Raw genomic sequence first — 11,407 nt, 5'->3', positions numbered from 1 at the left:
ACTCAACAATATGCATGAGTGCAAAGTTTCACAAGTGCAACTTTCCTGTGCAGGTCCTGGGTACAGTGGCACCTCGTGTCGTCTCTCCCCGCTCCAAACCCCTCAGGCAGCGCACGGTCCCCGTGGTTCTGGACGGCACTCGCCGTCCTCGCGCTGGTGCTCCTCGCACTGAACCTGAGGACCGCCGTCACCAACGCCTCGCCGATCTTCGACCTCATCTCCGTCGATCTCCCGCTCCAGGGCGCCACCACCGGGCTCCTCACGATGCTGCCTCCCGTCGCCTTCGCCCTCGCGGGCCTCATCACCCCGTGGCTGCTGCGTCGCGTGCGCCTCGAGCTGCTCATCGTCCTCGCCCTGGCCGCCATCATCGCCGGGCACCTGCTCCGAGGATCGGCCCCCAACGTCCCCACCCTCCTCGGCGGCAGCGGCATCGCCCTCCTCGGCATGGGCATCGGCAACATCCTCCTGCCACCGGTCGTCGTCACGTACTTCCGGTCGCGCATCCCGGTCATGACCTCCACCTACGCGATCGTCGTCGCGCTCGGCACGATGCTGCCTCCGCTGCTGGCGGCGCCCGTCGCCCTGGCCTCAGGCTGGCGGACCTCGCTCTCGATGTGGGGCATCGTCGCGGCCTCGGCAGCCGTGCCGTGGCTCATCCTCCTCGTCCGCGCCCAGGTGCGAGCGGCCCGCGGACATGTGCCCCCGACGACGGGCGCCGTGACGCTGCCCAACGGCAGGCCCGCACGGCCCGCACGCTCCATCTGGCGCTCCAAGCGGGCATGGGCGCTCGCGACGACCTTCGCGATCTCGTCGATGAACGCGTACTGCTGCTTCGGCTGGCTCCCCACGATCCTGCAGGAACGGGCGGGGGCAGACACGGTCGCCGCGGCGGGCTACCTCTCACTGTTCGCGGCCATGGGCATCCCGCTCTCGCTGGCGACCCCGCTTGTCATCAAGCATCTCGGCACCACGTGGCCGCTCATCTCCGCGGCAGCCGGCTTCGCGCTCGGCTACCTGGGCCTCATCCTGGCACCGACGGCAGCCCCCGTCGTCTGGGTGCTGCTCATCGGCTTCGGGCAGCTGATCTTCCCCATCTGCCTCACGCTCATCGGCCTTCGCGCATCGGGCCAGCGCGGTTCGGCGATCCTCAGCGGCTTCGTCCAGCTCGTCGGCTACGCCCTCGCTGCCCTCGCGCCGTTCACGGTCGGCGTGCTGGCAACGGCGACCGGCAACTGGTCGATCTCGCTCGGCCTCCTCGCCGTGCTCACCCTCGGCGTCATCCCACTCGCGCCAGCGCTTGCTGGCAAGTGGAAGATCGAAGACGAGATCCAGCTGGCCCGCTGAATCAGGACTCGAGCTCGGGCTCGACGTCGGTGCGCTGCTCTTCGTGGAGCGCGGCGTAGAGCCCGCCGCCGGCCATGAGCTCTGCGTGGCTGCCACGCTCGACGATGCGGCCCTCGTCGAGGACGCAGATCACATCGGCGTCCTTCACCGTCGAGAGGCGGTGCGCGATGGCAAGCACCGTGCGCCCACGCGATGCGGCGTCCAGCGCACGCTGCACGAATCGCTCGGACCGCGTATCCAGAGCACTGGTCGCCTCGTCGAGGACCAGGACGGCCGGGTCCTTGAGGAGAACTCGCGCGATGGCGACGCGCTGCTTCTCACCTCCGGAGAGCCGATACCCTCGCTCCCCCACCAGTGTCTCGTACCCCTCGGGGAACTTCGAGATGGTCTCGTGGATGTTGGCCTGGCGGCATGCATCCTCGATCTCCGCCTGCGTCGCCTCGGGCTTCGCGAAGCGCAGATTCTCTGCGATCGACGCGTGGAACAGGTAGCTCTCCTGGCTCACGATGCCCGTGTTGGCGATGAGCGCGTCGTGGTCGAGGTCTCGCACGTCGGTGCCGGCGAACCTCACAGCTCCGGATGACGCCTCGTAGAGACGCGGCACCAGATAGCCGATGGTCGTCTTCCCGGCACCGCTCGGCCCGACGAACGCGACGAACTCACCGGGACGGACCGTGAACGAGACGTCGTCGAGCGTCGGGGCTGTGTCGGTCTCGGCGTCCGGGTAGCGGAACGACACGTTCTCGAACGTCACCTCGCCGAGCTTCGACTCGTCGAGAGGCGTTGGCGAGGGCGAGGGCGTGATGGCGGGCGCCAGGTCGAGGTACTCGAAGATTCGGGCGAAGAGCGCCTTCGACGTCTGCACCTCGAGACCGATGCGCATGAGTCCGATAAGCGGCATCGTGAGTCTCGTCTGCACCGTCGTGAAGGCGACGATCGCACCGGCCGTGAGATCGACGCCACCCGTGATGAGGTACGCGGCGACGATGTAGACGGCCGCGGGAACGAGCGAGAACACGATCGACACGAACGCGAAGAAGCTCTGGCCGCTCATGGTCTGCTTGACCTGGAGGCCGATCTGCTTGAGGTTCTCAGCGCGATACCGCTGCCCCTCGGCCTCCTCACGACCGAACGACTTCGCGAGCAGGATGCCGGAGACGCTCAGCGATTCCTGCGTGATCGCGGTCATCTCGGAGAGTGACTCCTGCGTCTTCGTCGCGATCCGGGCACGCACCTGGCCGACCCGACGCTGCGCCCAGACGAGGGCGGGCATGAGCACGAAGGCGATGATCGTGAGCTGCCACGAGAGCAGCGCCATCGCGACGACGGCTGCGAGGACGGTGACGATGTTCCCGACGACGCTCGTGATCATCGACTGCAGCGTGGATGCGACGCCACCGACGTCGTTCTGAAGGCGGGACTGGATGACGCCGGTCTTCGTGCGCGTGAAGAACGCGAGCTCCATGCGCTGGAGGTGCTCGAAGAGCCGCACGCGGAGGTCGCCCATGACCGAGTTGCCGACGCTGGCCGTGAAGTAGGTCTGCACGACCCCGAGCGCGCTCGAGGCGACCCACAACAGCGCCATGAGCCCGACGATCTTCCACAGCTCGCCGATGTTCGGCCCCGCCCCATCGGGCGGGAACAGGCCGACATCGAACGCCTGCTCCGTGAGGAGCGGAGGTAGCACCGAGATGGCGGCGGTGACGAGAACCAGCGCCAGCGCGATGGCGATCTTCCGCCGGTAGGGCGAGAACAGCCGGATGACCCGCTGCCACAGGTCGTCGATCTGTGGGGCCTGCTCGTTCGCCGCGCGAAGCACGGACTCGTCGCGCACGCGGCCTCCAGCAGGGGGCCCGCCTCCAGCGCCTCGCATCGTCATGGCGTCAGCGTAGGCGCATCCGCCGACACTGAGGCGAGAGCCGAGGCCCGCTCAGCGGAGACAGGTCGAAATCAGACGGCGCGGTCGGAGAAACCGGCCGTGCGCGCCTGCTCCACGATCCTTGGCAGCACTGCGAGGAGGGCGTCGATGTCCGCAGCAGACGTCGAGGCGCCCAGGGTGAAGCGCAGCGCGCTGAGCGCGGCACGCTCGTCGAGGCCCATGCCGAGCAGCACGTGAGACGGCTCCGCGATGCCGGCCTGGCAGGCCGAGCCCGTCGAGACGGAGAACCCTGCCATGTCGAGCAGGAAGAGCAGCGAGTCGCCCTGGCAGCCGTCGAAGGTGACGTGGACGTTCCCGGGCACACGCGCCCTGACCTCCACGCCGCGGTCGACGAGCACGCCGTCCAGCCGTGCCCCTCGGAGCTGTGCGCCCGGAATGCGCGCGAGGCCCTCCGAGAGCTGCAGCGCGAGGCCGTCGAGGCGAGCGCCCTCCGCAGCCATGCGGGTCATCGCGGCATCGGCGGCCGCTGCGAAGGCGAGCGCCGCCGGCACGTCCTGCGTGCCCGAGCGCACACCCCGCTGCTGCCCTCCCCCGTGGATGAGCGCCTCGACCGTGTGGGCACGCGCGAGGGCGAGTGCCCCCATCGCGACGGGCCCGCCGATCTTGTGCGCGGAGACGCTGAGCGCCGCGACGCCGAGATCGCGGACGGAGACGGGAATGTGCCCGAACGCCGCGACTGCGTCGACGTGCACGGGAATCCCCTGCTCGTTCGCGAGCTCGGCGAGCGCACGCACGGGCTGCACCGAGCCCACCTCGTTGTTCGCGAGGATGACCGTGACCAGGGCGATCTCGTCGGCGTGCTCGCGCATCCTCGCGGCCGCGACCTCGAGATCGACGAGGCCTGCTGCATCGACAGGCAGCCAGTCGATGACCGCTCCCTCGTGCGCGGCGAGCCATTCGAGCGCATCCACCGTCGCATGGTGCTCACCTCGAGGCGCCAGGATGCGCGTTCGGGTCGGCCGCTGCCGCAGCCTGGACCAGTAGAGGCCCTTGACGCCTAGGTTGATGGCCTCGGTCCCGCCAGAGGTGAACACGACCTCGATGGGGTCTGCGCCGAGCGCTGACGCGACGCGCTCTCGTGCCCCTTCGAGCATCCGCTTCGCCGCCTGCCCGTGGCCGTGAATCGACGATGGATTCCCCGTCAGCTCGAGTCCGGCGAGCAGCGCAGCCCTCGCTTCCGGCACCATCGGCGTCGTCGCAGCGTGGTCGAGGTAAACGGCCATTTCGCTCCTCGCCTCACTCTCGACATAGACTTGCGCGATCTGTGCGCACCAGGACGCACGCATGTGACCAGGAAGCCGCCGGACGGTGCCCGGCCGCTCGACTCGAACAGTTTAGGCCTCATGCTCGACTCCCAGACCCGCTCAGACCTCGGCGTGACCCATCGCCAGGGAATCGCGCGCCTCCGCGTGTTCTCGATGCACGCTACCTCGATGACGCTGTGCCTCGTGGCCGCCGACGGCACGGTCACGCGGACCATCGAGATGGCCAGCATGCCCGGCGGCGTCTGGCAGGCAGAATGCGCAGAGCTCGTGAACGGGCAGCGGTACGCCGTGCGCGCCGACGGACCGTCGAGCGGCACCAACGCCTTCGACAAGCACCGGCTGCTCGTCGAGCCATACGCCAGGCAGGTCGCGAACGTCGGCAGCATGGCCGTCCCGGTCTGGACTGCCCAGGTCGTCGAGTCCGAGCCCTTCGACTGGGGTCAGGTGCGATCGCCGCTGCTCCCCCTACGCGACGTCGTCGTCTACGAGGCGCACGTCAAGGGATTCACGCAGCTCGCCCCGCACATGCCGGAAGACCTGCGTGGCAGCTACGCCGGCCTCGCGCACGAGGACACGATCGACTACCTTCAATCGGTCGGCGTCACGGCGGTGGAGCTGCTTCCCGTGCACGCGTTCGCGTCCGAGTCGTTCCTGCGACGCCAGGGCATGGCGAACTACTGGGGCTACAACACGCTCGGCTTCTTCGCCCCGCATGCCGACTACGCCTCCCCCGCCGCCCGTGCTGCGGGCCCGCACGCGATCGCGCGCGAGTTCAAGGGCATGGTCAAGCACCTGCACGCGGCAGGCATCGAGGTGTACCTCGACGTCGTCTACAACCACACCTCGGAGGGTGGGCGTGGCGATGAGACGTCCATGTTCCGCGGCCTCGACAACGCCACCTACTACCGGCACGACATGCACGGCAACCCGGTCGACCAGACCGGCTGCGGCAATTCGCTCGACACGTCGGAGGCGATCGTGCGCGAGCTCATCCTCGACTCGCTCAGGTACTGGGTGGAGGAGTTCCGCATCGATGGCTTCCGCTTCGACCTGGCGGCGACCCTCGGCCGAAATGCGCACCATGCCTTCGAGACGCATCACCCGCTGCTCGAGGCGATCGTCAGCGACGACCGCCTGGCCGACACGAAGCTCATCGCGGAGCCGTGGGACGTCGGCATGGGCGGCTGGCAGACGGGCAACTTCCCGGAGGACTGGTCGGAATGGAACGACAGCTTCCGCGACCACGCACGCTCGTTCTGGGTTCGGGACATCGCCGAGGCGCGCAGCTCCGGCGTGCATCCTGAGGGGGCTGGCGCGTTCAGCACCTCGCTCGCCGGCTCGTCCGACATGTTCAGCGACGATCGCGGGCCCCTCGCCTCCGTCAACTTCGTGACGGCCCACGACGGCTTCACGCTTCGCGATCTCGTCTCCTACAACGTCAAGCACAACCTGCAGAACGCGGAGCTCGGCCGCGACGGCACCGGCGACAACCGCTCCTGGAACTTCGGCGTCGAGGGGCCGAGCGACCGCGGCGACATCGAGGCGCTGCGCAGGCGCTCCATGCGCAACCTCCTCGGCACCCTGCTTCTGAGCGCAGGTGTGCCCATGCTGACGGCGGGCGACGAGGTCGCACGGTCGCAGAAGGGAAACAACAATCCGTACAACCAGGATTCGCCCCTCACCTGGTTCTCCTGGGAGCTGAGCGAGGTCCAGCTGGCCCAGCTCGCGCACACGCGCAGGCTCATCGAGCTGCGTTCCCAGCACCAGGTGCTGCGTCCGAGCAGCTTCAACCACGGGCACGCGCTCAGCGAGCACGGCACCAGGCGCCGGTGGTTCGACGCACTCGGCAACCCCATGGGCGACGGCTCCTGGCAGGGGCCGGGCGGGCGAACCCTCCAGGTGCTGCTCGACGCCTACATCCCGGAAGCCGATGCCGACTTCACGGGCGACGCAGAGCTCGTCGACGGGGTGCGGATGCTCACCGACCGGCTCCTGCTCGTCGTGCACGGCAGCGAGGACGACGCGGCGCTCCGCCCGCCAGCCGTCGACGAGATCACCGGGTACCGGCTCCTCTGGGATTCGACGCACGAGCACCCGGACGAGGCACTCAGCGCCAGTCGCGTGCTCGTCCCCGGTCAGCTCACCGGTCTCGAGGGGCCCTCCGTGCAGGTCTACGCCGTGGACGTCGAGCCGGGACACCACCACATCTAGCCCACGGCGTGGGGCTCGTTCGCATTCCGTGACACGCGAACAGCCCCGATGCGGGTGGGTGTTGGTAGCGTTCGGATGTGGCAACGACACCAGCGTCAGACGACCAGATTCCACCGAGCCGCCCACGTCGGGCAGCCTCGAAGCGAGCGAGCACCTCGCCGAAGCCTGCCCCAGCGGCGCAGGACGCGCCAGTGAGCGCAGCGGCAGCGCCCGAGCTCGCCTCGGCCAAGGCACCCCGGGCGCGCAAGCCGAAGGCTCCAGCGGCGAAGCCGGCAGCAGCCGCGGCCGTCGCGACGGCGCTCCCGCCGACCGGCGACGCCTTCCCGGGCTCCGGCTACGTCCCGGTGATCGGCCGCATCCCCATCCTCGACCTGCAGCCGCAGCTCGTCGACAACCTGTTCCCGACGAAGGGATACGTGGGCGATGTCGTGCCCTTCTCCTGCGTCGCCTTCCGCGAGGGACACGACATCATCGGCGTCGAGCTCGTGCTCACAGAGCCAGATGCCGAATCCACGCGCATCCGCATGCAGCCTGGCCCCAAGGGCACCGACTCCTGGCTTGCCGAGGCGCAGGTCACCTCCGCGGGGACCCACGAGTGGTGGGTCGAAGCCTGGAACGACGACTTCGCGACCTGGCAGCACAACGCGGAGATCAAGATCCCCGCCGGCATCGATGTCGACGTCATGCTCGAGCTCGGCGCGATGGTCGTCGACCGTGCCGCCACCAATCCTGAGCTCACCGCGCATCAGAGCGCCGTGCTGCGCGACGCTGCGACCGCGTCGCGCTTCACCTCCCGGTCCGCCTCGTTCCGCCTCGCCTCGCTGCTCGCCGAAGATGTGCTGGAGGTCGTCGAGGCTCACCCCGTCCGCTCCCTCGTGACGCGCTCGGCCAAGCGCAGCATCCAGGTCGACCGCGCGCTCGCCGGAAACGCAGCCTGGTACGAGTTCTTCCCCCGCTCGGAGGGCGCAAGGCAGGCGGCAGACGGCAGCTGGACCTCCGGAACGTTCCGCACCGCCGCCGAGCGAGTGCCTGCGGTCGCAGCCATGAACTTCGACGTGCTCTACGTTCCGCCGATCCACCCGATCGGGCACACCAACCGCAAGGGGCCGAACAACTCCCTCACGACGGAGCCTGGAGACCCGGGCTCCCCGTGGGCGATCGGGTCCGCAGAAGGCGGCCACCGCGACATCCACCCCGACCTGGGCACCGTCGAGGACTTCCGGTACTTCGTCAGCGAGGTCGAGAAGAACGGCATGGAACTCGCCCTCGACCTCGCCCTGCAGGCGACACCCGATCACCCATGGGTGGCCGAGCATCCTGATTGGTTCACGCAGCTGCCAGACGGCAGCATCGCCTACGCCGAGAACCCGCCGAAGAAGTACCAGGACATCTACCCGATCAACTTCGACGGCGACCGCAACGGCCTGTACGCGGAGGTCCTCGACACGGTCGAGTACTGGATCGGCCTCGGCGTCAAGATCTTCCGCGTCGACAACCCGCACACGAAGCCTCTGCAGTTCTGGGAATGGCTGATCCACGAGGTCAACGCCAAGCACCCCGAGGTCATCTTCCTCGCCGAGGCGTTCACCCGGCCTGCCATCATGCACGCGCTCGCGAAGGCCGGCTTCCAGCAGTCGTACACCTACTTCACCTGGCGCAACACGAAGACGGAGCTCGAGGAGTACCTCACCGAGGTGTCGAAGGAGTCAAGCGACTTCCTTCGCCCGAACTTCTTCGTCAACACGCCGGACATCCTCACCGAGTACCTGCAGAAGGGTGGGCGCAACGCAGCGAAGATCCGAGCGATCGTCGCCGCCACCTCTTCCCCGCTGTGGGGGGTGTACGCCGGATTCGAGCTCGCCGAGAACGTGGCCCGCCCCGGCTCGGAGGAGAACATCGACAACGAGAAGTACGAGTTCAAGCAGCGCGACTGGGCGGCCCAGGAAGCGAGCGGCTACTCCCTCGCTCCGCTCCTGACGAAGCTCAACGAGCTGAGGCGCGCCAACCCGGCGCTCCAGCAGCTGCGCAACTTCGAGGTGCAGTTCAGCGACAACGAGAACGTGCTCGTCTTCTCCAAGCACCTGCCCACCGAGTACGCCCCCGACGGCGTCTCCAACACGGTGATCGTCGCGGTGAACCTCAACCACTCCGGTATCGAGGAGGCGACCGTCTACATCGACCAGACGAAGTTCGGGTTCGCGTCCGACACGGAGTTCGGCGTGGAAGACCTCCTCAGCGGCCACGAATGGGTCTGGGGCGGCGCGAACTACGTGCGCCTCGACCCATCCACCCTCCCCGCGCACATCCTGCGCGTCAGGCATTCGGCACTCTGACCCGTCGTCCGGTCTCGCCAGGCGGCGCGACCGGACGATCTCGAGAACGGAAACACCATGACCGACGAACTCAAGCCCGCCGCTCCCGCACCGATCGGCGTCCCCGAGGGTGAGCTGCGCTCGGTCGCCGAGGGCACGCACTCCGGCCCGCACGCGATCCTCGGACAGCACCTGCAGGAAGACGGGAGCACGCTCATCCGAGCGCGTCGCCCCCTCGCAGAGCGCGTCACCGCGATCCTCGAGTCCAGCGGCGAGCGGGTCGAGCTGCAGCACCTCGCCCACGGCATCTGGCAGGGTGTGCACGATCACGGCCTCGACGACTACCGCATCGAGACGGTCTACAGCGACGGCGTTCCGCACATCGTCGACGACCCCTACCGCTTCCTTCCCGTCGTGGGCGAGGTCGACCAGTTCCTCTTCGGCGAAGGGCGCCACGAGCGCCTCTGGCACGTCTTCGGCGCCCACCACCGCGAGCACTGGGGCACCAACTCCGCCGTCTGGGGCACCTCGTTTGTCGTGTGGGCTCCCCACGCCCAGGCCGTGCGCGTCATCGGCTCGTTCAACGGCTGGGATGGCCGGGCGCACGCCCTGCGCCGCCTCGACGCACTCGGCATCTGGGAGCTCTTCGTGCCAGGCGTCACACCGCACGAGACCTACAAGTTCCAGATCCGCACCGCCTCCGGCGACTGGGTCGAGAAGGCAGACCCCCTCGCGCTGCACGCGGAGCAGCCGCCGCAGACCGCGTCGGTCATCGCGAACCCCAGCACGTACGAGTGGGGCGACGGCGACTGGATGACGTCTCGCGCGCAGAAGGACCCGCACACGGGACCCATGACCACCTACGAGCTCCACGCCATGTCCTGGCGTCCCGGACTCGGCTACCGCGAGCTCGCCGACCAGCTCGTCGAGTACCTCGACGGCCTCGAGTTCACCCACGTGGAGTTCATGCCGCTCTCGGAGCACCCCTTCGGCGGCTCGTGGGGCTACCAGGTCACCGGCTACTACGCGCCGACCTCGCGCCTCGGCTCACCCGACGACCTGCGCTACCTCATCGACCGGCTTCACCAGGCCGGCTACGGCGTCATCATGGACTGGGTGCCCGGCCACTTCCCGAAGGACAGCTTCGGCCTCGCGGAGTTCGATGGTCAGGCGCTTTACGAGCACGCCGACCCTCGCCTCGGCGAGCAGCTCGACTGGGGCACGAAGGTCTTCAACTTCGGTGACTCCCAGGTGCGCAACTTCCTCGTCGCCAACGCGCTGTACTGGCTCGAGGAGTTCCACATCGACGGGCTGCGCGTCGACGCCGTCGCGTCGATCCTCTACCTCGACTACTCGCGCGAGGAGTGGGTGCCGAACATCCACGGCGGGCGCGAGAATCTCGAGGCCATCGCCTTCCTGCAGGAGGTCAACGCGACGGCCTACAAGCTCTACCCCGGTATCGCGATGATCGCCGAGGAGTCGACGAGCTGGGCGGGCGTCACGAAGCCAACCGAATGGGGCGGCCTCGGCTTCGGCCTCAAATGGAACATGGGCTGGATGAACGACAGCCTCAGGTACGTCGAGCGCGACCCCATCTACCGCTCCCACCACCAGGGAGACCTGACGTTCTCGTTCGTGTACGCGTGGAGCGAGCGGTTCCTGCTTCCGATCAGCCACGACGAGGTCGTCCACGGCAAGGGGTCCCTGTACTCGAAGATGCCAGGCGACGAGTGGCAGAAGCTCGCCGGTACGCGCCTCTTCCTGGCATACCAGTGGGGTCACCCGGGCAAGCAGCTGCTCTTCATGGGGCAGGAGTTCGCGCAGCAGACCGAGTGGAGCGAGTCTCGCGGCCTCGACTGGTGGGAGCTCGACAACCCCGGCCACGCTGGCGTCCAGCGTCTCGTGGGAGACCTCAACCGTCTCGCGAAGAACGAGGGCGCGCTCTGGGAGCTCGACGACGACTCGTCCGGCATGGTGTGGCTCAGCGGCGACGACGCAGCGAACAGCGTCCTCGCCTTCGCTCGCCGTGGCCTCGACGGCACTCCAGATGTCGCGATGATCTTCAACTTCTCGAACCAGGCCATCGGTGGCTACCGCCTCGGCCTGCCGCACGCAGGGCGCTGGTCGGAGGTGCTCAACACCGACGCGGAGACCTACGCGGGTTCGGGAGCCGGCAACTACGGATCCGTCACGACCGAGGACGTCGCGTCCCACGGTTTTGCGCAGTCGGCGGCCATCACGCTGCCACCGCTCGCGGCAGTCTGGCTCAAGTTCGAGGGCTAGGAGACCTGCAGGCCCAACGGAGCGAGGCCCGGATGCGATCAGATCGCATCCGG

At 68.3% G+C, this 11,407-nt stretch carries 6 protein-coding genes; 4 read left to right on the top strand and 2 right to left on the bottom strand.

From position 1 onward, the window contains the following. Nucleotides 1-75 precede the first annotated feature (75 nt). Nucleotides 76-1,344 (top strand): CynX/NimT family MFS transporter, encoded by a 1,269-nt coding sequence (locus ITJ67_RS16330; protein ID WP_160072459.1) that lies wholly within the window; start codon nt 76-78, stop codon nt 1,342-1,344. A 1-nt stretch (nt 1,345) separates the two neighbouring features. Here ITJ67_RS16330 and ITJ67_RS16325 read toward each other — a convergent pair whose 3' ends face one another. Then, nucleotides 1,346-3,217 (bottom strand): ABC transporter ATP-binding protein, encoded by a 1,872-nt coding sequence (locus tag ITJ67_RS16325; protein WP_201297735.1) that lies wholly within the window; start codon nt 3,215-3,217, stop codon nt 1,346-1,348. A 77-nt stretch (nt 3,218-3,294) separates the two neighbouring features. Further along, nucleotides 3,295-4,506, bottom strand: coding sequence for a cysteine desulfurase family protein (locus ITJ67_RS16320; RefSeq protein ID WP_194678344.1), 1,212 nt, complete (start codon nt 4,504-4,506; stop codon nt 3,295-3,297). A 120-nt stretch (nt 4,507-4,626) separates the two neighbouring features. Between ITJ67_RS16320 and glgX the strand changes: the two genes are divergently transcribed. The 3 genes from glgX (at nt 4,627) to glgB (ending at nt 11,354) form a co-directional block, all read left to right on the top strand. Further along, entirely contained in the window at nt 4,627-6,759 is a 2,133-nt protein-coding gene (gene glgX, locus ITJ67_RS16315) for a glycogen debranching protein GlgX (protein WP_194678343.1), read from the top strand. A gap of 191 nt (nt 6,760-6,950) precedes the next feature. After that, complete coding sequence (locus tag ITJ67_RS16310) at nt 6,951-9,092, top strand: alpha-1,4-glucan--maltose-1-phosphate maltosyltransferase (protein ID WP_323741490.1); 2,142 nt, start codon at nt 6,951-6,953, stop codon at nt 9,090-9,092. A 57-nt stretch (nt 9,093-9,149) separates the two neighbouring features. Next, a complete protein-coding gene (gene glgB, locus ITJ67_RS16305) occupies nt 9,150-11,354 on the top strand; it encodes a 1,4-alpha-glucan branching protein GlgB (RefSeq protein ID WP_194678342.1) in 2,205 nt (734 codons plus the stop codon). Nucleotides 11,355-11,407 lie beyond the last annotated feature (53 nt).

It is taken from the genome of Pseudoclavibacter sp. VKM Ac-2867 (assembly GCF_015351275.1).
Taxonomy (GTDB): domain Bacteria; phylum Actinomycetota; class Actinomycetes; order Actinomycetales; family Microbacteriaceae; genus Pseudoclavibacter.
The sequence above is the reverse complement of the archived record's forward strand: the minus strand, read 5'-3'. Positions and strand labels throughout refer to the sequence as shown.